The sequence below is a fragment of the Streptomyces sp. NPDC107454 genome, assembly GCF_055582885.1.
In genome coordinates, this window is sequence record NZ_JBVJPA010000012.1 from 70048 (window position 1) to 93269 (window position 23222).

The 23222-nt window shown below is 70.0% G+C and carries 19 protein-coding genes and 1 tRNA gene; 11 read left to right on the top strand and 9 right to left on the bottom strand.

What is annotated here, in order from left to right:
- Nucleotides 1–52: 52 nt before the first annotated feature.
- Entirely contained in the window at nucleotides 53–949 is an 897-nt protein-coding gene (locus ACZ69M_RS29570) for a hypothetical protein (RefSeq protein WP_470054517.1), read from the bottom strand.
- A gap of 230 nt (nucleotides 950–1179) precedes the next feature.
- Here ACZ69M_RS29570 and ACZ69M_RS29575 point away from each other — a divergent pair, with 230 nt between their 5' ends.
- Nucleotides 1180–1962, top strand: a complete 783-nt coding sequence (locus tag ACZ69M_RS29575) for a S1 family peptidase (RefSeq protein WP_470054519.1) — start codon at nucleotides 1180–1182, stop codon at nucleotides 1960–1962.
- 602 nt (nucleotides 1963–2564) lie between these two features.
- On the opposite strand, the gene ACZ69M_RS29580 is transcribed toward ACZ69M_RS29575, so the two are convergent.
- A complete protein-coding gene (locus ACZ69M_RS29580; protein WP_470054521.1) occupies nucleotides 2565–4310 on the bottom strand; it encodes a glycoside hydrolase family 35 protein in 1746 nt (581 codons plus the stop codon).
- 109 nt (nucleotides 4311–4419) lie between these two features.
- Between ACZ69M_RS29580 and ACZ69M_RS29585 the strand changes: the two genes are divergently transcribed.
- The 6 genes from ACZ69M_RS29585 to ACZ69M_RS29610 all read left to right on the top strand — a co-directional run bounded on the left by ACZ69M_RS29585 (nucleotide 4420) and on the right by ACZ69M_RS29610 (nucleotide 12091).
- Nucleotides 4420–5304 carry a helix-turn-helix transcriptional regulator gene (locus tag ACZ69M_RS29585; protein ID WP_470054523.1) on the top strand — a complete coding sequence of 295 codons (885 nt, stop codon included), beginning with the start codon at nucleotides 4420–4422 and terminating at the stop codon, nucleotides 5302–5304.
- An 11-nt stretch (nucleotides 5305–5315) separates the two neighbouring features.
- Nucleotides 5316–5684, top strand: coding sequence for a chorismate mutase (locus tag ACZ69M_RS29590; RefSeq protein WP_470054525.1), 369 nt, complete (start codon nucleotides 5316–5318; stop codon nucleotides 5682–5684).
- 181 nt (nucleotides 5685–5865) lie between these two features.
- Nucleotides 5866–6438 (top strand): response regulator, encoded by a 573-nt coding sequence (locus ACZ69M_RS29595; RefSeq protein WP_470054527.1) that lies wholly within the window; start codon nucleotides 5866–5868, stop codon nucleotides 6436–6438.
- Nucleotides 6439–6520: 82 nt separating this feature from the next.
- Nucleotides 6521–9019 carry an aminopeptidase N gene (gene pepN / locus ACZ69M_RS29600; RefSeq protein WP_470054529.1) on the top strand — a complete coding sequence of 833 codons (2499 nt, stop codon included), beginning with the start codon at nucleotides 6521–6523 and terminating at the stop codon, nucleotides 9017–9019.
- 289 nt (nucleotides 9020–9308) lie between these two features.
- Nucleotides 9309–10673 carry a pyridoxal phosphate-dependent decarboxylase family protein gene (locus tag ACZ69M_RS29605; protein ID WP_470054531.1) on the top strand — a complete coding sequence of 455 codons (1365 nt, stop codon included), beginning with the start codon at nucleotides 9309–9311 and terminating at the stop codon, nucleotides 10671–10673.
- On the top strand, nucleotides 10670–12091 hold the full coding sequence (locus ACZ69M_RS29610; RefSeq protein WP_470054533.1) for a lysine N(6)-hydroxylase/L-ornithine N(5)-oxygenase family protein: 1422 nt from the start codon (nucleotides 10670–10672) through the stop codon (nucleotides 12089–12091). The genes ACZ69M_RS29605 and ACZ69M_RS29610 overlap by 4 nt, the downstream gene beginning before the upstream one ends.
- 59 nt (nucleotides 12092–12150) lie before the next feature.
- On the opposite strand, the gene ACZ69M_RS29615 is transcribed toward ACZ69M_RS29610, so the two are convergent.
- On the bottom strand, nucleotides 12151–13965 hold the full coding sequence (locus ACZ69M_RS29615; protein ID WP_470054535.1) for a 5'-nucleotidase C-terminal domain-containing protein: 1815 nt from the start codon (nucleotides 13963–13965) through the stop codon (nucleotides 12151–12153).
- A 138-nt stretch (nucleotides 13966–14103) separates the two neighbouring features.
- Between ACZ69M_RS29615 and ACZ69M_RS29620 the strand changes: the two genes are divergently transcribed.
- Together ACZ69M_RS29620 and pyk are read left to right on the top strand one after the other, a co-directional pair.
- The gene (locus ACZ69M_RS29620; protein ID WP_470054537.1) at nucleotides 14104–14817 is read left to right on the top strand and encodes an SIMPL domain-containing protein; all 714 of its coding nucleotides are present in this window, start codon (nucleotides 14104–14106) and stop codon (nucleotides 14815–14817) included.
- Nucleotides 14818–14967: 150 nt separating this feature from the next.
- Nucleotides 14968–16404 carry a pyruvate kinase gene (gene pyk / locus ACZ69M_RS29625; RefSeq protein WP_470054539.1) on the top strand — a complete coding sequence of 479 codons (1437 nt, stop codon included), beginning with the start codon at nucleotides 14968–14970 and terminating at the stop codon, nucleotides 16402–16404.
- Between the two features lie 9 nt (nucleotides 16405–16413).
- On the opposite strand, the gene ACZ69M_RS29630 is transcribed toward pyk, so the two are convergent.
- Complete coding sequence (locus ACZ69M_RS29630) at nucleotides 16414–17190, bottom strand: helix-turn-helix domain-containing protein (protein ID WP_470054541.1); 777 nt, start codon at nucleotides 17188–17190, stop codon at nucleotides 16414–16416.
- 87 nt (nucleotides 17191–17277) lie between these two features.
- Nucleotides 17278–17361, bottom strand: a tRNA-Leu gene (locus ACZ69M_RS29635).
- Between the two features lie 105 nt (nucleotides 17362–17466).
- Between ACZ69M_RS29635 and ACZ69M_RS29640 the strand changes: the two genes are divergently transcribed.
- Both ACZ69M_RS29640 and ACZ69M_RS29645 read left to right on the top strand, forming a co-directional pair.
- Nucleotides 17467–18117 (top strand): ANTAR domain-containing response regulator, encoded by a 651-nt coding sequence (locus ACZ69M_RS29640; protein ID WP_261686185.1) that lies wholly within the window; start codon nucleotides 17467–17469, stop codon nucleotides 18115–18117.
- A gap of 107 nt (nucleotides 18118–18224) precedes the next feature.
- A complete protein-coding gene (locus ACZ69M_RS29645; RefSeq protein WP_470054544.1) occupies nucleotides 18225–18608 on the top strand; it encodes a DUF2267 domain-containing protein in 384 nt (127 codons plus the stop codon).
- A 122-nt stretch (nucleotides 18609–18730) separates the two neighbouring features.
- Here ACZ69M_RS29645 and ACZ69M_RS29650 read toward each other — a convergent pair whose 3' ends face one another.
- Genes ACZ69M_RS29650 through ACZ69M_RS29665 form a run of 4 tightly spaced genes read right to left on the bottom strand, consistent with a single transcriptional unit; the run spans nucleotide 18731 to nucleotide 23146 of the window.
- Nucleotides 18731–19447: an ABC transporter ATP-binding protein gene (locus ACZ69M_RS29650; protein WP_060898117.1), complete on the bottom strand. Its 717-nt coding sequence runs from the start codon at nucleotides 19445–19447 to the stop codon at nucleotides 18731–18733.
- A complete protein-coding gene (locus ACZ69M_RS29655; protein ID WP_470054546.1) occupies nucleotides 19444–20418 on the bottom strand; it encodes an ABC transporter ATP-binding protein in 975 nt (324 codons plus the stop codon). The genes ACZ69M_RS29650 and ACZ69M_RS29655 overlap by 4 nt, the downstream gene beginning before the upstream one ends.
- Nucleotides 20419–20423: 5 nt before the next feature.
- The gene (locus ACZ69M_RS29660) at nucleotides 20424–22208 is read right to left on the bottom strand and encodes a branched-chain amino acid ABC transporter permease (RefSeq protein ID WP_470054981.1); all 1785 of its coding nucleotides are present in this window, start codon (nucleotides 22206–22208) and stop codon (nucleotides 20424–20426) included.
- A 5-nt stretch (nucleotides 22209–22213) separates the two neighbouring features.
- Nucleotides 22214–23146 carry a branched-chain amino acid ABC transporter permease gene (locus ACZ69M_RS29665; RefSeq protein ID WP_075026312.1) on the bottom strand — a complete coding sequence of 311 codons (933 nt, stop codon included), beginning with the start codon at nucleotides 23144–23146 and terminating at the stop codon, nucleotides 22214–22216.
- Between the last annotated feature and the right edge of the window lie 76 nt (nucleotides 23147–23222).

Below are 23222 nucleotides of genomic sequence, written 5' to 3' on the forward strand. Positions count from 1 at the left end.
TGGGGGTGTTGTGTCTCACCTCCCCCACGCACACCCGCGTGCGTCGCGTTTCCTACGTGTCGCACTCCAGCACCGTCCTGCACAGCGTGCAGCGCGCCCGTACCCGGCCCCGGACCGGCACGCGGATCCGCTGGTGACACGTCGGGCAGGGGAAGGAGACGCGCAGGGGCCCGCGGCTGTCGGGGCTGAACGCGTAGGGGACACCCGGGTGCGGGCCCGGTGCGTGCTGGTCCTGGGCGTGCCGTCGGTCCTTCGCGTAGCGGCGGCGGCCCGCCCAGCCGGCCGCGGTCAGCGGGGGCTGCTGCTCGTCACGGCGGGCCTGCGCCATGCCCTGCGTGTACGCCGTGTACGCCTGCGGGCTGGTGAACCAGATCGAGGGGTCCTCGCCGAAGACCAGGGCGCGTTTGGCGAGGACGTAGCCGAACTCCTCCGGGGTGAGGTAGCCGAGTTTCTGCGAGGAGTCCGCGTCCTCCCGGTAGGCGTCGAGAAGCAGCCAGCCCGCGCCGAGGTAGGTCGCCGCGGTGTCCGTGAGGATCTCGTTGTCGCGCGTGCCGGGGAAGTAGAGGTCGAGGCGGTGCAGATAGACGTGCATCACCTCGTGGGCGAGGGCCGCGCCGATGTCCCGGCGGTGGGTGCGGAAGCGGTCGTTCAGTTCGACGAAGTACTCGGGGCCCGCCGTGAGTTCGACGTTGGCCGCCTGGGTCATCTCGCGGAAGCCGATGATCAGCCGGGCGTCCGGGAGGTGGTAGTGGCGCACCATCTCGCGGGCCACGCGCTGCGCGCCCAGATGCAGGTCGTCGATGTCGCCGAAGGCCACGTCGGCGGGGGGCACGCTGGTCGCGAAGGTGTGGATGGTGTCGTACGAGAGCCGCTTGTAGAGCGCGGTGATCGATGCCCGCACCGTGTCCAGATGCGGGAAGCCGTGCTCGACGGGTCCGCCGTTCGCCACGTCCGTACCCCCTGAAGACGCCGGGCCTCCTGCGTTCCACTCTAAGCGCCGTTCCGGTGGGTGGCGGGGCGCGGCTGGCTGAAATGGGGTCCTTGTCGGAGGGCCGCCGTGTCTAAATAATTCGCAAAGGCTTGGCGGGTGCATGTCACTCGATGCGTGCGACGACGGTCGTGTCGCGCGGCCTCGGTGTGACCCCGTCGGGCTTCCAACCCCCCACGAGAGGAAGCACGTTGAAGTCTACGAAGAAGTTCACGGGCCTCAAGAGAGTTCTCGCCCTCGGCGCCGTCACCCTCGCCACCGTCTCGCTCCAGCCCGTCTCCGCGCAGGCCGCGCCCACGCCCGTCGTCGGCGGCACCCGCGCGGCGCAGGGAGAGTTCCCGTTCATGGTCCGGCTCTCCATGGGCTGCGGCGGTGCGCTCTACACCCAGCAGATCGTCCTCACCGCCGCGCACTGTGTGAGCGGCTCCGGCAACAACACCTCCATCACCGCCACCGCCGGCGTCGTCGACCTCCAGAGCAGCGGCGCGACCAAGGTCAAGTCGACCAAGGTGCTCCAGGCGCCCGGCTACAACGGCAAGGGCAAGGACTGGGCGCTGATCAAGCTCGCCTCGCCCGTCAACCAGCCCACACTGAAGATCGCCACCACCACCGCGTACAACAACGGCAACTTCACCATCGCCGGGTGGGGCGCCGCGCGCGAGGGCGGCGCCCAGCAGCGCTACCTCCTCAAGGCCACCGTCCCCTTCGTCAGCGACGCCGCCTGTCAGCAGGCGTACGGCAGCGATCTTGTGCCCGGCGACGAGATCTGTGCCGGGTTCGTGCAGCAGGGTGGGGTCGACACGTGCCAGGGTGACTCCGGTGGACCGATGTTCCGCAAGGACGACTCCGGGGCGTTCATCCAGGTCGGGATCGTCAGTTGGGGGCAGGGCTGTGCGGAGCCGGGGTATCCCGGGGTGTACTCCGAGGTCTCGACCTTCGCCGCCGACATAGCCAGAGCGGCGTCCACCCTGTAGGGGCTGCGCCCCTCCGGTCCCGGGTGGGTTCCTTGGGTGCGGGTGGGCGGTGGCCGGTCGCGCCGTTCCCCGCGCCCCTTGGACGGGGCTGCGCCCCGGATCCCCGTCCGGTTGTCGTCGTTCGGGTGCGGGTGGGTGGTGGCTGGTCGCGCCGTTCCCCGCGCCCCTTGGACGGGGCTGCGCCCCGGATGCCCGTCCGGTTGTCGTCGTTCGGGTGCGGGTGGGTGGTGGCCGGTCGCGCCGTTCCCCGCGCCCCTGAGGGTGGGGCTGCGCCCCACGTCCCCGCGCGGCCGACGTTCTCGGGTGCCGGGCGGTGGGGGCTGGGCGTGCAGTTCCCCGCGCCCCTAAAGCATCGGTCGTCCAGCGCCCGAGGCCACGGCCGGAGGCCGCACCCCACCCACCCCAGCCCGCTTCTTTCAACTCGCCCGGCGGCCGAGGACGAGGGCGGGCGGGGGCCGTTGACCCGCCCACCCCGGCCCGCGTCTTCAGCCCGTCCGGCGTTCGAGGACGAGGCCGTTCAGGCCGATCGGGGGTTTGGGGGCGGAGCCCCCGAGTGAGGAGGGGACGGGTAGGGGCGGCGGGGGCGAGAGAAGGCGGTCGGGTTATGCCGGGGCCCTCAGGACCGGCGCCGTCGGCGACGGCGCCTGGAGCTCCAGGACCCACACCTCGTTGGCACCCTCACGCAGCACCGGCCCGGGAACGTACAACGACCGCTGCGGCCCCACCGACCAGTACCGCCCGAGACAGAACCCGTTGACCCACACGAACCCCCGCGTCCAGCCCGGAAGCTCCAGGAGGGCGTCCCCGACGCCACGCACCTCCACGGTGCCCCGGTACAGCCCGCGACCACCCTCCGCGGGCAGCCCCCCGAACGGCACCCGCCCCACACCCCCACCGTCGAACGCGTCAAGCCGCAGCCCCCGCGCCCGCACCCCGTGCAGATACTGCCGCTCGTGCAGCATCCCCCCGGTGATGCCCTTCGGCTCACCCGAACGCGGACCGTAGTTGACCCTCCCCAGAGACTCCACCCACGCCTCCACTCGCGCGTGCCCCGCGACAGGCTCCTTGAGCCCCGGATCGTCCTCGGTGAGCACACCGGCCGCCACACCGTCGACGTACACCACCGCCAGGTCCCGCAGCCCGCGCAGCAGGAGGGGGTACGGCGCCCGCGGACCGGGGACGGTCACCTCGTACTTCACCAGGCCCCGGTCGACGTCCAGTTCCTCGAAGGTGGGCGGAACGGGGTACTCGGCGTCCGGGCCGCCCAGTGTCTCCAGTACGGCGTCCAGGGCGGCCCACTCCCGAAGATCCACGTCCGCGCCCGCACCGAGCGGCGCGGGCGCCGGCGGCAGCTCCGGCAGCGGCCCGTCCGCGTACGCGCCCAGGATCTCCCTGAAGCGCCAGAACTTCTCGGTGGGACGCCCCAGTTCGTCGATGGGCGCGTCGTAGTCGTAGGAGGTGACGTCGGGCTCCAAGGGGCCCTCGTGCAGCGCGCCCCCGCCCCGGTTCGCCCCCGCCCAGCCCGCGAAGTTGGTACCCCCGTGCGCCATGTACAGGTTGACCGAAGCCCCGCACTCCAGGATCTCGCGCAGCGCCTGTGCCGCGTCCTTCGCATCCCGTACGACATGCTCGCCGCCCCAGTGGTCGAACCAGCCGCACCAGAACTCCATGCACATCAGCGGCCCCTCGGGCCGGTGCCGGCGCAGTACCTCGAAGGCCGCGCGTGCGCGGGAGCCGAAGTTGACGGTCGCGAGGACACCGGGGATCGAACCGCCGGTGAGCATGTGGTCCTCGGGACCGTCCGAGGTGACCAGCGCGGCGCTCACGCCCTTGGCGCGCAGCACGTCCGCCAGGCGCCGCAGATACACCTGGTCGGAGCCGTAACTTCCGTACTCGTTCTCGACCTGCACCATCAGCACCGGTCCGCCGCGGTCGATCTGCCGCGGCACGATCTCGTGCAGCACCTGGTGGAACCAGCGCTCCACGTGCCCCACGTACTCCTCGTCCCTGGTGCGCAGCCGCCCCGTCAGCCAGTGCGGCAGCCCCCCGTTCTCCCACTCCGCGCAGATGTACGGGCCGGGGCGCACGATCGCCCACAGGCCCGCCTCCCGCACGGCGTCCAGGAACCGGCCCAGCGCCTGGACGTCCCGGTACTCGCCCGGACGCGGCTCGTGCAGATTCCACGGGACGTACGTCTCCACACAGTTGAGCCCCATCGCCCGCAGCATCCCCAGCCGATGCCCCCACTGCTCCTCGTGCACCCGGAAGTAGTGCAACGCTCCGGACAGCAGCCGCACCGGCCGCCCGTCCAGCAGAAAATCCGTGTCCCCCACCGTGAACTCGCTCATGAGCTCACCCTCACCTCTGGCGGCGGCCACGTCCATGGACAAAGATCAGCTCTGGTTGGACCAAAGAGTGACGCCGGCGGCAAGGGCGCGAAGGAGGGGAGGCCCGCGGATGCACCACACCTGGATGCGCTATTTCTCCCCCGCTCCCGTCCACCACCGGCTCGGCCTCGCCTGCCTCGGCGTCGGCCTGCAGTACGGCGAACTGCCCACCGTCGGGCCCCGCACCCTCGACCACCACGTGGCCGTCGTCGTCAGCGCGGGCGGCGGCTGGTTCCGGGGCCCCGACGGACACCACCACACCGTCACCGCGCCCGCCCTGCTCTGGCTCACCCCCGGCGTACCCCACCACTACGGACCCGACCCCAGCTGGGACGAGTGCTTCGTCGACTTCACCGGGCCCGCCACCGCCACGTACACCGAACTCGGCTACATCGAACCCGACCGCCCCGTCGTGCCGCTCTCCGACGCCACCGGCGCCCGCGCCACCGTCGGCCGCATCGCCCGCGCCGCCCGCCGCGGCAACCCCCTCCTCGAAGTCGAGACCGGCGCCGCCGTCCACGAACTCCTCGTCGCCCTGCGCCGCGCCCGCGCCGACCTCGCCCCCGACGGCGACCCCGTCCTGCACGCCCTCGCCCGTGACGCGTTCCAGCCGCTGTCCGTCGCCGAGCACGCGGCCCGGCACGGCATGACCCCCGCCGAACTGCGCGCCGCCGTCCGCCGCGGAGCCGGCCGCAGCCCCAAGGACTACCTCCTCGGCATCCGCCTGGGCCGCGCCAAGGAACTCCTCGCCGCCACCGAACTCCCCGTCGCCGCGGTCGCCCGACGCGTCGGCTACGACGACCCCGCCTACTTCTCCCGCCTGTTCACCCGCCGTGTCGGCATGGCCCCCGTCCGCTTCCGCGAACAGCAGGGCCGCACCCTCCCCGGCGGCTGGAGCGACCGCATACCCGACCCCGACGATCCGCCCATGATCGAGCCCCCGCACGCCACGTAAAGTTGCTCCTCATGACCACCAGCGACACCAGCAACACCAACGACGGGGCGGGCGGCGAGGTCGACCCCGCCGTGCGCGCGGAACTCGCCCGGCTGCGCGACAGCATCGACAACATCGACGCCGCCGTCGTCCACATGCTCGCCGAACGCTTCAAATGCACCCAACAGGTCGGCCATCTCAAGGCGGCCCACCAGCTGCCGCCCGCCGACCCGTCCCGCGAGGCCCACCAGATCGCCCGGCTGCGCCGCCTCGCCGAGAACGCCAAGCTGGATCCGGCCTTCGCGGAAAAGTTGCTGAATTTCATCATCGCCGAGGTCATCCGGCACCACGAGAGCATCGCGGACGGTGCCGGGCGGGGCGCGGCGGCCACGGGGGAGTGACACCGGGCGCTCCCAGCGTGCATCCTGCGTGAGCACTCCCTGTCAGGTGTCAGGCCAATGGCACATGCCGGCCGACCGTCCGTACGGGCTCCGGGGCACCCGCCACCCGCCGTCCAAGGCACCCGCCCCCCATCCGTACCGGCCCGGGCCGGCATGTGGCCGATCGAGGGGACGTCGGGCCATGCCGTCGGATGCCAAGATCCTCATCGTCGACGACCACGAGGACACGCTGTACGCGCTCGAAAGCGCCCTCGCCCCGCTGGGCCACCTCGTGACCCGCGCGACCAGTGGCGACGACGCCCTCAAGGAAGTACTGCGCGGCCAGGTCGGACTGCTCCTCCTCGACGTGCGCATGCCCGGCGTCAGCGGCCTCGACGTCGTGCGCTACATGCGCCGCGTGGAACAGACCCAGCACATCCCGGTCATCCTGCTCACCGGCTTCGGACCGGACACCGAACTGTCCGCCACCGCGTTCGCCCTCGGCGTCGCCGACCTCGTCATGAAACCCGTCGACCCCTGGACCCTGCGCACCAAGGTCCGCTACCTGTACGACACCCACCAGCGCCGCCGGGCCCTGGAGGCGGAGGTGCGCGAGTTACGCGCCCGGACCGCGGAACGCGCCTCACCGCCCGCCCCGGGCCGCCTCCACCCCGACACCCGCGTCCCCCCGCAACGCGACGGCCACACCGACGCACGGGACGCACGGGAGTCACGGGACGCGCGGAACGCGCGGGAGCAGGACCGCACCGCCTGAGTGCGCCGATCCCGCCGCGACCGTGCCGAACAAAGGCCGCATACCGGACCAGCCCTGTGTCCTGTCCGAGCCATCAGGCAGCATGTCCCCCATGTCCGTACTGACGCGCGACGAAGCGCAGACCCGTGCCCAGCTCCTCGACGTCCACCACTACGGGATCGCACTCGACGTGACCCACGGGGACGAGACCTTCGACTCCCTGACCGTCATCCGGTTCACCGCCCGCGCCGACGCGGACACCTTCGTCGAGCTGAAGCCCGCCGAACTGCGCTCCGTCACCCTCGACGGACAGCCCCTCGACCCCGAGACCCTCGACGAGAACCGGCTGCCCCTCAAGGGCCTCACCGCGGGCGAGCACGAACTGCGCGTCGACGCGACGATGCGCTACTCCCGCACCGGCGAGGGCATGCACCGCTTCACCGACCCCACCGACGGCGAGACCTACCTCTACACCCAGCTGTTCATGGAGGACGTCCAGCGCGTCTTCGCCGCCTTCGACCAGCCCGACCTGAAGGCCGTCTTCGAACTCTCCGTGACCGCGCCCGACGGCTGGACCGTCCTCGCCAACGGCGTCACCGAACACCTGGGAGAGGGCCGCTGGCAGGTCGCCCCCACCCCGCTGATCTCCACCTACCTCGTCGCCGTCGCCGCCGGCCCCTGGCACTCCGTCCGCACCGAGCACCGTGGCCTGCCCTTCGGCATCCACTGCCGCCGCTCGCTCGCCCCCTACCTCGACGCCGACGCCGACGAGATCCTCGACGTCACCCGCGCCTGCTTCGACCGCTACCACGAGAAGTTCGACGAGCCCTACCCCTTCGACTCCTACGACCAGGCGTTCGTCCCCGAGTTCAACGCCGGCGCCATGGAGAACCCCGGCCTCGTCACCTTCCGCGACGAGTTCGTCTACCGCTCCGCCGTCACCGACACCGAACGCCAGACCCGCGCCATGGTCATCGCCCACGAAATGGCCCACATGTGGTTCGGCGACCTCGTCACCCTGCGCTGGTGGGACGACATCTGGCTGAACGAGTCCTTCGCCGAGTACATGGGCTACCAGACCCTCACCGAGGCCACCCGCTTCACCGACACCTGGACCGACTTCGGCGTCACCCGCAAACCCTGGGGCTACGACGCCGACCAGCGCCCCTCCACCCACCCCGTCGCCCCCGACCCGGACGCCGTCCCCGACACCGCGTCCGCCATGCTCAACTTCGACGGCATCTCCTACGCCAAGGGCGCCTCCGCCCTGCGCCAACTCGTCACCTGGCTCGGCGAGAAGGACTTCCTGGCCGGCATCAACACCCACTTCGCCCGCCACAAGTTCGCCAACGCCACCCTCGCCGACTTCATCGACAACCTCGCCTCCGCCACCGAACGCGACGTCCACGCCTGGGCCGACTCCTGGCTGCGCACCACCGGCGTCGACACCCTCACCCCCACCCTCACCGCCGGACCCGACGGCACCCACACCCTCACCGTCGAACACCACGGCAGCCGCCCGCACCGCATCGCCGTGGGCCTCTACGACCACGACCTCGGCGTCGAAGGCCGCCTCACCCTGCGCGACCGCCTCGAAGCCGACGTCCCGGGGACCGAGCCGACCGTGATCGGCAAGCGCCCCGCCCTGCTCCTCCTCAACGACGGCGACCTCTCCTACGCCAAGGTCCGCTTCGACCCCGAGTCCTTCCAGGCCGTGCGCACCGCCCTCGCCGGACTGCCCGAACCCCTCACCCGAGCGGTCGTCTGGAACGCCCTGCGCGACGCCGTCCGCGACGGCGAACTGCCCGCCATGGCCTACATCGACGCCGCCCGCGCCCACCTTCCGCACGAGAGCGACCTCGCCCTCGTCCAGGGCATCCTGTCGTTCGCCGCCGCCCAGGTCGCCGACCGCTACCTCCCCGCCGAGGACCGCCCCACCGCCCTCGCCACCCTCACCGACCTCTGCCGCGACCTCATCCGCCGCACCGAGGACGGCTCCCACCCCGGCCTGCGCCTCACCGCCGTACGCCACTACATCGACGTCGCCGCCCACCCCGACACCATCAGCGCCTGGTTCTCCGAAGGCACCGTCCCCGGCGGGCCCGAACTCGACCCCGAACTGCGCTGGCGCATCCTCGGCCGGCTCGCCGTCCTCGGCGCCATCGACGACGCCGTCATCGAGGCCGAACTCGTCCAGGACCCCAGCGCCACCGGCCAGGAAGGCGCCGCCCGCTGCCGCGCCGCGCTGCCCGACCCCGAGGCCAAGCGCCGCGCCTGGGAGGAGATGTTCACCTCCGACCACCTCTCCAACTACCTCTTCACCGCCACCGCCCAGGGCTTCTGGCAGCCTGAACAGACCCACCTCGTCAGGGAGTACGTCGAGCGCTACTGGGCCGACGCCGTCGCCGTCTCCGCGCGTCGCGGCCCCGCCATCGCCGATGCCGCCGGGCGCTACGCGTTCCCCGTCCACGCCGTCACCCCCGAAACCCTCGCCCTCGGCGAAGCGTGCCTCCGTGACGCCGACCCCATCCCCGCCCTCCGCCGCAAACTCGTCGACCAACTCGACGACCTGTCACGAGCCTTGAAGGTACGAACCGCGTAGCCATGGCCTTGTCCGCGGGTGTGCGGGGGCTGGGCGCGCAGTTCCCCGCGGCCCTGGGGGCGGGGGCTTCGCCCCGCGCCCCCGAAACCCTTCAGCCCGTCCGGCGTTCGAGGACGAGGAAACGTGGTTCCCGGCCCGGCGTGGCGTCTAGCAGCTTCACCCACCGCCCACATTTCCTCCGCCCACCAGTACCCCCATTCGGGTCGGATCGTTGACCTTTCGGGGCGCGCGGGCCCATCCCCGTACACGCTGGTACTCCCTCTGCCGCGCGCCCACCGGAGGACACCTCATGAGCACGCCGCCCCTCGCCTCAGGCCCCGAAGGTCCCGGCGCGCTGCGGCCGCTGCTCGACACCGTCCTCGACGCACTGCGCGAGGGCGGCGAGGCACGCGGGGGACCGCTGCCCGCCGGCGGACCGGAGAGCGTGGCCCGGCGCGTACGGGACGCGCTCGGCGACGTACTGCCCGAGCAGGGAACCGAGGACGCCCTGCGCGTCGTCGTGCGGGCTCTCGCCGAGGGCGCGGCCGACCCCGCCGACCCCCTGTGCGCCGCCCACCTGCACTGCCCACCCCTCGCCGTCGCCACCGCGGCCGACCTCGCCGCCTCCGCCCTCAACCCCTCCATGGACTCCTGGGACCAGGCCCCGGCCGCCTCGGAACTGGAGGCACTCGTCACCCGGGCCCTCGCCCAGGAGATCGGCGCCGGCGACGCCCTGATCACCACCGGCGGCACCGAGTCCAACCAACTCGCCCTCCTCCTCGCCCGGGAGGCACACGCCGGCGTGCGGCTCATCCACGGCGCCAACGCCCACCACTCCCTGCCCCGCGCCGCCTGGCTCCTCGGCCTGCCCGACCCCGTCGTCGTCCCCGCCCCCGCCGGCACCATGGACCTCGCCGCCCTGGACGAAGCCCTCACCGAACTCCAAGGCCTCCGCGGCTCCCTCCTCGTGGCCGCCACCGCAGGCACCACCGACGCCGGACTCATCGACCCCCTGCCCGACATCGCCGACCTCTGCGAAGCCCACGGCACCCGCCTCCACATCGACGCCGCCTACGGCGGAGGCCTCCTCTTCAGCGACCACCACCGCGGCAAACTCGACGGACTCGACCGCGCCCACACCGTCACCCTCGACCTGCACAAACTCGGCTGGCAGCCCGTCGCCGCAGGCCTCCTCGCCGTCAAGGACCCCCACGACCTCGACGCCCTGAGCCACCGCGCCGACTACCTCAACGCCGACGACGACACCGAAGCGGGCCTCCCCGACCTCCTGGGCCGCTCCCTGCGCACCAGCCGACGCCCCGACATCCTCAAAGTCGCCGTCACCCTCAAAACCCTGGGGCGAGCGGGACTCGGCGCCCTCGTCGACCAGGTCTGCGCCCGTGCCGTCGAGCTGGCGGACCTCGTCGAAGCACACCCCGGCTTCGAGCTCTACGACCCGCCCACCCTCAGCACCGTCCTGTTCCGCCCCGCAGAGGCCTCCGACGAAGCCGTCGCCGCCGTACGCCGCACCCTGCTCCACGAAGGACGCGCCGTCCTCGGCCGAGCCCTGCTCGACGACCGGCTCTGGCTCAAAGCCACCCTCCTCAACCCCCACACCCGGCCGGGCGACCTGGCCGCGCTCCTGAAACTGGTGGAAGGACACACACCCCGATGAGCCCGACGCCCCTCCCCCCACCCCACGAGCCCGACGCGCCCCGCGACCTCGTGGGCATCGGCATCGGCCCGTTCAACCTCTCCCTCGCCGCCCTCGCCCACCCCCTCCCCGAACTCGACAGCGTCTTCTACGAACAGCGCCCCGGCTTCGACTGGCACCCGGGCCTGCTCATCGACGGCGCCACCCTCCAAGTCCCCTTCCTCGCCGACCTGGTCACCCTCGCCGACCCCGCCAGCCCCTGGTCCTTCCTCAACTACCTCAAGGACCGCGACCGCCTCTTCCCGTTCTACTTCGCCGAGCGCTTCCACATGCAGCGCGCCGAGTACGACGCCTACTGCCGCTGGGTCGCCGGCCGCCTCCCCGGACTCCACTTCGGCCACCAGGTCGACGCCGTCCGCTGGAACCCCGAACGCACCCTGTTCGAAGTCGACTTCACCCAGCTCGACAACGAGGGAGAGGCCGAGGCCCTCGGCCGTACGTACACCCGCAACATCGTCCTCGGCGTCGGCACCGCACCCCACATCCCCGAGCCCCTCAAACCCCTCGTCGACGCCCCCGGCGTCCCCGTCATCCACGCCGCGGACTACCTCGCCCACCGCGAACGCTTCCTCACCGCCGAACACATCACCGTCATCGGCGCCGGGCAGTCGGGCGCCGAGGTCTTCCTCGACCTCCTGCGCAACCGGCCCGCCGGCCACGAGAAGATCCACTGGCTCGCCCGCACCGAGGCCTTCGCCCCGATGGAGTACTCCAAGCTCGGCCTCGAACACTTCACCCCCGACTACACCCGCTACTTCCACGCCCTCACCGAGCCCGTACGCGACCGGCTCGTCGCCGCCCAATGGCAGCTCCACAAGGGCATCGACGCCGACACCATCGCCGCCATCCACGACGAGCTCTACCGGCGCACCCTCCACGGCGGCTGGCCCGACGCCGTCCTCACCCCCGCCGTCACCGTCCGCACCGCGGGCCGCGTCGCCACCACCAAGGTCGAACTCCACCTCGAACACGGCCAGCAGGGCGCCCGCACCCGCCTCACCACCGACGCCGTGGTCCTCGCCACCGGCTACCGCGAACGCCCCCTCGGCCAGATCCTCGCCGGACTCGACCCCTACCTGCGCCGCGACAGCGCCGAACGCCCCCGCATCGACGACCAGTTCCGCCTCGCCCTCGACCCCTCCGTCACCGGCCGCGTCTACGTCCAGAACGCCGAACTCCACACCCACGGCGTCGGCGCCCCCGACCTCGGCCTCGCCGCCTGGCGCAGCGCAACCATCCTCAACTCGCTGACGGGCAAGGACCCCTACCCGCTCCCGCGCCGTACGGCCTTCACCACCTTCGGACTCGAACCCCGGTCCCAGGTCCCGCCCGCCCGCCACACCGCCCAGACCCTCACCCCGCTCGTCGACGGACGGTAAGAAGAGGACCCCGGACACACGTCCGGGGTCCAGAAGACAAGCGTGCCGGAACAGAGGCCCTAGAAGACCGGCGTGCCGTCCCGCGTGAGCTTCCAGTCCACCGAAGCGAACTCCTTCGGGTCGAGCACACCCTTCGCGGTCACCCACTCGGCGATCCGCGTACGGATCTCCGTCGACTCCGACCAGACCTCCTTCGCGGACGCCACATGCGGGAAGGCGCCGCCACCGTTCGCCCGGTAGTTGTTCACCGCGAACACGAACTGCTGCGCGTCGTCCAGCGCCGCACCGTTGTACGTCAGGTTCTTGATCCGCGAACCCTCCGCCTGCGCGATGTCGATGTCGTACCGGAGCCCCGACACATAGTCGTAGTTGTAGTCCGGACGGTTGCTCGCGTTCGTCAGCTTCTCCGTGTCGATCACCGCACCGGCCGCCGTCCGCACGAAGTAGTTCGCCGAGTACTCCAGGTACGCCCGCACCTGCGCCCCCGTCAGCACCTTCGCGACCAGCGTGTTGTCGTACACGTACAGGCTCGACAGATCCCGGATCGTCACCTTGCCGGCCGGGATCTCGGAGGTGCGCGAGAACGGCGAGGCCTGCGCGATCACGGGCAGCGACGCGTACTCCGTGCCCACCAGCGCCGCCTTGACCACGTCCTCCTGCACCTTGGTGATCAGGTCGATGATCGGGGCGTCCTTGTAACGCGCCTCGACCGTCGTCAGCGTGTCCGTGGCCGTGCCGACCACCTGGTTGACGTACGCCACCACCAGGTCGTGCTCGTCCTTCAGCAACCGGGTGATCTTCGGGTCGTCGGCGACCGAGTTCGAGTTGCGGACCGTGGCCGCCACCGACTCGACCTGCCACTTCCCCTTCTCGAGGACCAGTTCGAAGTCGAACACCGACAGCCGCTCCGCATACGCCAGCGGCTCCGACAGCACCACCGTCCTGCCGGTCTTGGCGTTGGTGACCTTCAGCTCCGGGATCTCCGCGTGCGCGTGTCCGACGAGAATCGCGTCGATCCCCGGCACCTGCTGGGCGACGAGCGCCGCCGAGTTCTCGACGTACGGCAGCTGGTCACCGTAGGAGGACGTGCCGGACGAACCGGAGTGCGCCGACACGACGACCACGTCCGCACCCATCGACCGCAGCTTCGGCACCCACTTCGCCGCCTGCTCCTCAAGACCCGGGAACGTCAACTTCCCCTGGACGTACGCCTTGTCCCAGATCGCGATACCCGGGTTCGTCAGACCGAGCACCGCCACCTTCACCGACGGCGCGCCCGGCACGTGGAACGTCTTCATGAAGTACGGAGGGAAGGCCGGCTTCAGCGTCTTCGCGTCCAGCGCGTTCGCGCCCAGCAGCGGGAAGCGGCACTGCGACTCGAACTTCCGCAGCGTCTCGATGCCGTAGTTGAACTCGTGGTTGCCCAGCGCCACCGCGTCATAGCCGATCGCGTTCATCGCCTGCGCCATCGGGTGCACCGGACCGCCCTTGGCGGTGATCGGGTCCACCTTCGCGTAGTAGTACGTCAGCGGGGTGCCCTGGATCGTGTCGCCCGCGTCCAGAAGGAGGGTGTTGCAACGCCCCTTCTCCTTGCGGATCTCGTTCACCAGCGTCGAGATCCGCGCCAGACCCTGCGCGTTGCCCGCCGCGTCCGTGTATTCCGCGTCCTTGAAGTAGTCCCAGTTGAAGACATGTCCATGCAGGTCCGTCGTGCCGATGACGGTGAGGGAGTGCCGCTTCACAGGCTTCTTCCTACCCCCTGCCGCCGCCGAGGTCGCCGCCTGCGCGGACGGAGTCGCGACCGCACCGGTCAACGCCACCCCCGCACCCGTCACGGCGGACTTCTTCAGGAACTTCCGGCGGTTCAACGGCATGTCTATGGCTCCTTGGGAATTGGTCAACGACGCGCGTAGATTCTGACCCACGCATGACACTCCAGAACAGGTCCGGGAGGTTTCCATCTGGTGACCACCGGGCACCACGCCCGCCCTTCCGGTGACAGAGTGGGGCGTATGGCCCCCACCGCAGAGGAACCCCGACCCGCAGTCCCCTACGGAACCCCCGCATCACCCCGCATCGCCGTCCGCGGCGAAGCCCACCTCGAAGTCGACCCCGAGATCGCCCGCATCGGCATCACCGTCAGCGCCCGCGGCACCGACCGACGCGAGGCCCTCGCCGACCTCACCCGCCGCAACGCCACCGCCATGGACCTCGTGAAGTCCTACGGAGACGCCGTCGAACGCCTCGAAACCGGCGCTTTCTCCATCAGCCCGGAACTCACGAAACACGGCCGCGGCGAACGCGTCCGCGCCTACCACGGCCGCGTCCACCTCACCGCCGAACTCACCGACTTCACCGCACTCGGCGAGCTGACGACACGCCTCGCGGACCTCGACCTCACCCGGGTCGACGGCCCCTGGTGGGCCCTGCGCCCCGACTCGCCCTCCCACCGACAGGCCCGACAGCAGGCGGTCCGCGAAGCCGTCCAACGCGCCCGCGAATACGCCGAAGCCCTCGGCACCACCCTCGCCGCGCTCGTCGAACTCGCCGACATCGGCGCCGAGAACGCCCAGCCCTACCCGGCGGCCCCCGGCCGCGCCATGCGCTCCATGTCCTTCGCCGGCGGCACACCCGAAGAAGCCGCCCCCCTCGACCTCGAACCCGAGCGCCAACACGTCTACGCCCAGGTCAACGCCCGATTCACGATGGCACCGCCGGAACTCTAAAGCGCGGACCGGTCGCCATAAGGTACCGACGCGCTCATCAGAGCACCCCGGCGCACAATTCAACTGTTGTCAATAAGGCTTCACGTAAAGGTTGTTGAGTAGTCATGCTGGACCAATTCTCTACCGACCGGTAAGGCCTAGGCTCAAACCATGCGCCGAGCAAAAATCGTCTGTACATTGGGTCCCGCCACCGACTCGTACGACCAGCTCAAAGCCCTGGTCGACGCCGGAATGGACGTAGCCCGCTTCAACCTCAGCCACGGCACTTACGCCGAACACGAGGAGCGCTACCACCGCGTGCGAAAGGCCGCCGAGGAGACCGGCCGCAGCATCGGACTGCTCGCCGACCTTCAAGGCCCGAAGATCCGACTCGGCCGTTTCACCGAAGGCCCCGTACTCCTTGAACGCGGAGACTCCTTCACCATCACCGTCGAAGAAGGCGCCGAGGGTGACCGCCTCACCTGCGGCACGACGTACTCCGGCCTCGCGGCCGACGTCACCCCCGGCGAACGCATCCTCGTCGACGACGGCAAGGTCTGCCTCGAAGTCACCGCCGTCGACGGCCCCCGCGTCCACACCACCGTCGTCGAAGGCGGCATGGTCTCCGACCACAAGGGCCTCAACCTTCCCGGCGTCGCCGTCTCCGTCCCCGCCCTCTCCGACAAGGACGAAGCGGACCTCCGCTGGGCCCTGCGCACCGGCTTCGACGTCATCGCCCTCTCCTTCGTCCGCAGCGGCCGCGACATCGACGACGTCCACCGCATCATGGACGAGGAAGGCCGCCGCCTCCCCGTCATCGCCAAGGTCGAGAAGCCCCAGGCGGTCGACGCGATCGACGACATCGTCGCCGCGTTCGACGGCATCATGGTCGCCCGCGGTGACCTGGGCGTCGAAATGCCCCTCGAACAGGTCCCGATCGTCCAGAAGCGCGCCATCAAACTGGCCAAGCGCAACGCCAAGCCGGTCATCGTCGCCACCCAGATGCTCGACTCGATGATCGACAACTCCCGCCCCACGCGAGCCGAGGCGTCCGACGTCGCCAACGCCGTCATCGACGGCACGGACGCCGTGATGCTCTCCGGCGAGACGAGCGTCGGCAAGTACCCCGTGGAAACCGTCCGCACGATGTCCCGCATCGTCGAGGCCGCCGAGGAGGACATCCTCGCCAAGGGCCTGCCGCCCCTGACCGACCGCAACAAGCCCCGCACCCACGGCGGTGCGGTCGCCCGTGCGGCGGCGGAGATGGGCGACTTCCTCGGCGCCAAGTTCCTCGTCGCCTTCACCCAGTCCGGCGACACGGTCCGCCGCCTGTCCCGCTACCGCTCCCCGATCCCCCTGCTGGCCTTCACCCCCGACCCTGCCACCCGCTCCCAGCTGAACCTGACCTGGGGTGTGGAAACGTTCCTGGGGCCGCACGTCGGCTCCACCGACGCGATGGTCGACCAGGTGGACGAGTTGTTGTTGAAGTACGGCCGCTGCGAGAAGGGCGACATCGTCGTCATCACCGCCGGCTCCCCGCCCGGGGTGTCGGGCACCACGAACCTCGTACGCGTCCACCACATCGGAGAGGACGACAGCCCCAAGTAGGCCCGGCTGTCAGTACTTGGGGCCGACGTGGGCGTCCATGAGAGCGACGGAGGCTTTGCGGGCGACGGAGATGTTCCGGGAGTTGGCTTGCTTCCACTGGACGCCGACCTTGTCGAGGGTGTTGGTGTAGAGCTGCCTGATGTCTGAAGAGAGGTTCGTGAAAAAGTACCGCGGATATTCGTAGCGCTTCTTGTCGCCGGCGATCAGGCGCGTGGTCCAGTTGGTCAGGCGGCAGCCGTCAGAGTGCACGAGCCCGCGAATGAACTCCCACGGGTGGGCGTCGACGATCCTTTGTTGCCAGGGTTCAAGAGCGATACGGCGTTCGTGCTTCTTGCCGGGGCCGTGCTGTGGGAACAGGCAGTGGAGGTGATTCGAGCAAAGCTTCACGTCGTGGCAACCAGCCTTGCCGGCACGGCAGACCGAGTTGCCTGGGAAAACGGCGCGCATAGCCCGTTCGCACTCGTCCATGAGGCCAGGCCAGGAGTCATCACAGGTGATTACTAGGCTTGGGCTCCGGTGCCCGGACCACTGGACGATGTAACCGTCGCCCAGATAGAGGCCCAGGAGGTAGGCGTACGCAATCTCGTCCAGTGCGCCGTCGTGGCACTGGGGGCACGTGCGAACTGGTCGGCCGGGGCGCTCCCCACGCTTCGAGCGGTCGAGGTGGAGCCACTTGCCGACTGTGCCTGCGGGGACGTTGAGTTGACGCGCCACGTCCGCGTTCCGCACACCTTCGTGCAGCAACGCGAGCGCCTTTTGTCGCACCGCTGTACCGTGGGAATTCATGCGAGCACTCTGTGTCACTGATCGTGACCATGTGCAGCAAAAAGCGGATGTTCACGAGAACGTGAGCATCCGCTTCTGTGCAAGAAGTGCCCGGTGTGGGATTCGAACCCACACGCCCCGAAGAGCACGGCGGTTTGAGCGCCGCGTGTCTAGCCATTCCACCAACCGGGCCAGCTGCGTAACTGTCGGGAAGTGTACCGGGTCATCGCAGGCCGCTGCCCCTAGGTAGGCTGCATAAGCAGCACTACCTGCCCGGCCCGTGAACGAGGAGCCCCCGTGACCGCCCCCGAGTCGCCCCAGCCCGTCGCCGACGACGACAAGTCGCACGTGCCTCCGCTGACGACCCGTGTCGTCATCGCCGAGGACGAGGCGCTGATCCGCCTCGACCTCAAAGAGATGCTCGAGGAAGAGGGCTATGCCGTCGTGGGCGAGGCGGGGGACGGGGAGCAGGCCGTCGAGCTGGCCCGTGAGCACCGGCCCGACCTTGTGATCCTCGACGTCAAGATGCCCAAGCTGGACGGGATCTCGGCGGCCGAGAAGATCGCCGAGGAGAGCATCGCCCCCGTGCTGATGCTCACCGCGTTCTCGCAGCGCGACCTCGTCGAGCGGGCCCGTGACGCCGGCGCGATGGCGTACCTCGTGAAGCCCTTCAGCAAGAGCGACGTCGTACCCGCGATCGAGATGGCCGTCTCGCGGTTCACGGAGCTGAAGCAGCTGGAACAGGAGGTCGCGGACCTCAGCCAGCGCCTGGAGACCCGCAAGCTGGTCGACCGGGCCAAGTCCGTGCTGCAGACGCAGTACGGGCTGACGGAGCCCGCCGCGTTCCGGTGGATCCAGAAGACCTCCATGGACCGCCGTATGTCCATGCAGCAGGTCGCCGAGGCGGTCATCGCGGACGCCGAGGAGAAGAAGTCCTCCAAGGGTTAGAGGACAGGCCCGCGCGCTGGTGCCCGCGCGAGCCCGGCGAGCGCGTGTCAGGCTGGTTCCGGGGCCGCGTGGCCTTCGGGTCGGCAAGGCAGCAAAGGAGACGGCGCGTGGAAGAGAAGGCGTTCGTCCAAGAGGTGTCGCAACGTACGGGCCTGACTCGGCAGGAGTCGGCCGATCTCACGCGTGCCACGCTCGAAACTCTGGCCCATCGGCTGAGCTCGGGCGAGGCGCGGAACCTGGCGCTGGAGCTCCCGGAGGGTCTGGCGGAGTCCGTTCGGCGGGGTGCCACCGCGGAGATCGAGCGCTTCGACTACGACGAGCTCGTGCGGCGTGTGGCTCAGCGCAACGTGCTCAGGCCGGACGAGGCCGACAGCGGCGTCCGTGCCGTGCTGGTCACGCTCCGTGAAGCGATCAGCGAGAAGGAGTTCGGCCACGCGATGTCGCAACTCGGTGCCGACTTCTCCAGGCCGATCGAGAATTTCGTCGGCTGATTCCCCGGCGAGCGGTACGGGTGAGCGGTATCGGCGAGTGACGAAGAGGCCCGCGCCCCCCGACTGGGGGCCGCGGGCCTCTTCGTACAGCGGCTGTACGGTCGTACGGCCGGAGCCTGGTCTCAGTCCTCGCCCAGGTAGGCCTTGCGTACCGACTCGTCGTGCAGCAGGTCCTGCCCGGTGCCCGAGAGGACGATGTTGCCGACCTCCATGACGTGTCCCTGATCGGCGAGGGAGAGCGCCGCCTGGGCGTTCTGCTCGACGAGGAGGATGGTCGTACCGTCGGCCTTGAGTTCGGCGATGGTGGCCATGATCTTCTGCATCATGATCGGCGAGAGGCCCATGGAGGGTTCGTCGAGCATGAGCAGCTTGGGCTGGGACATGAGCGCGCGGCCCATGGCCAGCATCTGCTGCTCGCCGCCGGAGAGGGTTCCCGCGGCCTGCTTGCGGCGTTCACCCAGGATGGGGAAGAGGTCGTAGGCGCGCTGGATGTCCTTCTCGATGCCCGCCTTGTCGGTGCGCAGGAACGCGCCGAGCTGGAGGTTCTCGGTGATCGTCAGCCGGGGGAAGATGTGGCGTCCCTCGGGGGAGTGGGCGAGGCCCAGGGAGACGATCTTGTGGGCGGGGATGCCGCTGAGGGGTTTGCCGTCGAAGGTGATGCGGCCCGCGGTGGGCTTGAGGAGCCCGGAGAGGGTGCGCAGGGTGGTCGTCTTGCCGGCGCCGTTGGTGCCGATGAGGGTGACGATCTGGCCTGCTTCGACGGAGAAGGAGATGCCCTTGACGGCTTCGATCTTGCCGTAGGCGACCTTGAGGTCTTCGACCTCGAGCAGTGCGGTCACTGGGCGTTTCCTTCCTTGCTGGTGGTGCCCTCCGCGGCGGCGTCGCTCTCGGCGGCCTCAGGAGTCTCGGTGACCTCGGGAGTCCCGGAGGTTTCCGCGGGCTCGGGGGTGTCCGTGGGCTCGGGGGTGTCCGTGGCCTCCGCCGCCTCGGCGGCTTCGACCTCGGCGAGTTCCTCCGCGCCGGGGGCGCCCTCGAAGGGGGTGCCGAGGTAGGCGGCGATGACGCGTTCGTCGCCCTGGACGACCTCGGAGGTGCCCTCGACGAGCTTCTCGCCCTGGACGAGGCAGGCGACGCGGTCGGACAGGTTGAAGATGAAGCGCATGTCGTGCTCGATGACGAGGACGGCGATGCCCCTGTCGCGGATGGCGAAGACGAGGTCTTCGGTCGCGCGTGTCTCCTGGGGGTTCATGCCGGCCGTGGGCTCGTCCAGGAGCAGCAGTCCCGGTTCGCTCGCCATGGCGCGGGCGATTTCGAGCTTGCGCTGTTCGCCGTAGGGGAGGTTGCGGGAGAGGTGGTCGGCCTTGTGGTCGAGGCCGATGAACTCCAGCAGTTCCATGGCGCGTTCGCGGGAGGCGGCTTCTGCCTTGCGGAAGCCGGGGCCGCGCAGGAGGGCCGACCAGAGGCCTTCCTTGGTCCTGGTGTGGCGGCCGACGAGCACGTTCTCCAGGACGGTCATGTTGGCGAAGAGCCGGATGTTCTGGAAGGTGCGGGCGATGCCGGCGCTGGTGACGAGGTGGGGCTTGGGCGGGAGGACGGTGCCCTTGTAGGAGACCTTGCCCTCGGTCGGCACGTACAGGCCGGTGAGGCAGTTGAAGAAGGTCGTCTTGCCGGCGCCGTTGGGGCCGATGAGGCCGACGATCTCGCCCGAGTTGACGGTGAGGTCGACGCTGCGGACGGCGGTGAGGCCGCCGAAGCGCATGGTGACGCCGCTGGCCTCGAGTACGGGGCTGGTGGCCGTGGTGGTGGTCATGTGGGTCACGCCCCTGCCTTGGTGACGCCGACGGTGGAGTCGGGCAGGCCCTGTTCGGGGATGTCGATGCTGTCGTCGGACTCGTGGAATTCGAGCTGGCGGCGGCGGTTGGCGATGATGCCCTCGGGACGGAAGCGCATGAGGATGACGAGCGCGATGCCGAAGGCGAAGAGCTGGTACTCCTTCAGGAAGCCGAGCTTCTCGGGGAGGAGGTAGAGCAGGGTGGCGCCGAGGATGGGGCCGTTGACCGTGCCCATACCGCCGAGGACGACCGCGGCCAGCAGGAACGCGGAGTTGGGCGGCACGGAGCCGGCGAACTGGTACGGGGCCGGGTTGACGCTGTAGCCGACGTGGGCGCTGACCGTGCCGGCGAGGCCGGCGAGGGAGGCGCCGAGGGCGAAGGCGATGAGCTTGACGCGGAAGCCGTTGATGCCCATGGCGGTCGCGGCGGTCTCGTCCTCGCGGATCGCGATCCAGGAGCGGCCGATACGGGAGTCGGCGGCGCGGTTGAAGACGATCACGACGATGCCGGTGATGATCAGCATCAGCAGGAAGTAGTTCGCGAAGCGGCCGAGGGTGATTGAGCCGATGTCGTGCGAGTTCCCGAGGTTGAACCCGAAGATGTCGAGGTCCGGGATCATCGAGATGCCGTTGGGGCCGTTGGTGAGGTTCGGTCCGGAGGAGCCGTCGAGGTTGTTGACGGAGATGCGGAAGATCTCTCCGAAGCCGAGGGTGACGATGGCGAGGTAGTCGCCGCGCAGTCGCAGGGTGGGGGCGCCGATGAGGACGCCGAAGACGAGCGACGCGGCCATGCCGGTGAGCATGGCGGCCCAGAAGGGGAACTGGACGCCGGAGAAGCGGGAGAACTCGGAGCCGGAGACGAGGGCCGCGGCGTAGGCGCCGACGCCGAGGAAGGCGACGTATCCGAGGTCGAGGAGTCCGGTGAGGCCGACGACGATGTTCAGGCCGAGGGCGACGGTGGCGACGACGAGGATGTTCACGCCGAGGTTGGCGTTGTGCTCGTTGTTCTCGACGAAGGGGAAGACCGCCGCGGCGAGGAACGCCATGGAGGTGGCGAATCCCTTGTGGCGGGCGTTGAGCGTGGCGAACCGGTCGAAGAGTCCGGCGGCCTGGAGTGCCCAGGTGCCGAAGACGACGAGCAGCAGGTAGCCGATGAACGTCTCGCTGGCGTCGGGGTCGACGCCGATGCCGTACGTGAAGACGATCAGGGCGACGGCGGTGGCGCCGGTGATGACGAGGCGCTCGGCCCAGCCGGGGAGCTTCTCGGCCGCGGGGATGCGGTCGGGCTTGCTGACCCAGTCCTTGAAGGTGTTGCCGGGGCTCGGGAGAGCGAGGGCGCCGACGAGGGCGATCAGGGAGCCGATGGCGGTGACGTAGCCGCCGGGGTCGAGGGCGACCAGGCCCTTGAGGTCGACCGCGATGGCGATGGCGCTGAACCAGCTGACGGCGAACGCGGAGGCGGCGGCGAGGACGACGGGCGCGGTGGCGCCTGCCGGGTTGAGCCAGCGCAGGCCGCGGACGCCGAAGAGGGTGAGCGCGAAGAGCAGGGTGATCGCGCCGGCGACGAGGTCGAGGATCTGGAGGCCGGCCGGGGAGCCGTAGTAGGTGAGGTCCCCGGGGAAGTCGGCCGTGTAGGTCCACGACATGAAGGTGCTGGCGATGGTGGCGACGGCGCCGACGGCGACGAGGGCGCGCGCGGCGGTCTGGGGGAGTGCGATCAGGCCGCGCGCGGGGGCGGTGATCTCGGTGGTGTTCTCGGTGGTTGCCATGGTGGTCACGCCCTGTCCGCGACGCGTTCGCCGACCAGGCCTTGTGGCCTGAACAGCAGTACGAGGATGAGGAGGACGAAGGCCCAGACGGAGGACCAGCCGCCGCCGCCGAGCTGCTGCATGCCGGGGATGCCGTCGATGTAGGAGGTGGCCATGGTCTCGGCGAGGCCGAGGACGAGGCCGCCGATCATGGCGCCGTAGATGTTGCCGATGCCGCCGAGGACTGCGGCCGTGAAGGCCTTGAGGCCCATCTGGAAGCCCATGTTGTACTGGATCGAGCCGTAGCGCAGGCCGTAGGAGACGGCGGCGACGGCGGCGAAGAAGCCGCCGATGGCGAAGGCGATCACGATGATCTTGTTGGTGTCGATGCCCATGAGCTGGGCGGTGTCAGGGTCCTGGGCGGTGGCCTGCATCGCGCGGCCGGTGCGGGACATGCTGACGAAGAGGGCGAGGGCCGCCATGCAGAGCGGGGCGGCGACGATGACGAAGAGCGAGCCGCTGCTGATGCTGATGGACCCGATGTGCCAGGGTCCGGCGTCGATCTGCGGGAAGTTGCGGTCGGTCTTGGCGTTCGGGTACCAGTTGAAGACGGCCTGCTGGAGCGCGAGGGAGAGGCCGATGGCGGTGATGAGGGGTGCCAGGCGTGGCGCGCCGCGCAGTGGTCGGTAGGCGAACCGTTCCGCCCCGACGGCGATGAGGACGGCGACGAGTCCGCCGCCGATGAGCATCGCTGGGAGGGCTATCCACATGGATGTGCCGTCGGGCAGGACGTAGAGGTAGACCGTGAGTGCGCCGAAGCCTCCGGTCATGAAGATCTCGCCGTGGGCGAAGTTGATGAGCTGGACGATGCCGTACACCATCGTGTAGCCGATGGCGATCAGCCCGTACATCGAGCCGAGAAACAGCCCGTTGGCCAGCTGCTGCGGCAGGGTGTTCACCGCATGGCCTCCATGTGGGTGGGGAGAGTGAACGGGGGGATATGGGGCGGGCCGCGCGGTGACGTGTGGTCTTGGC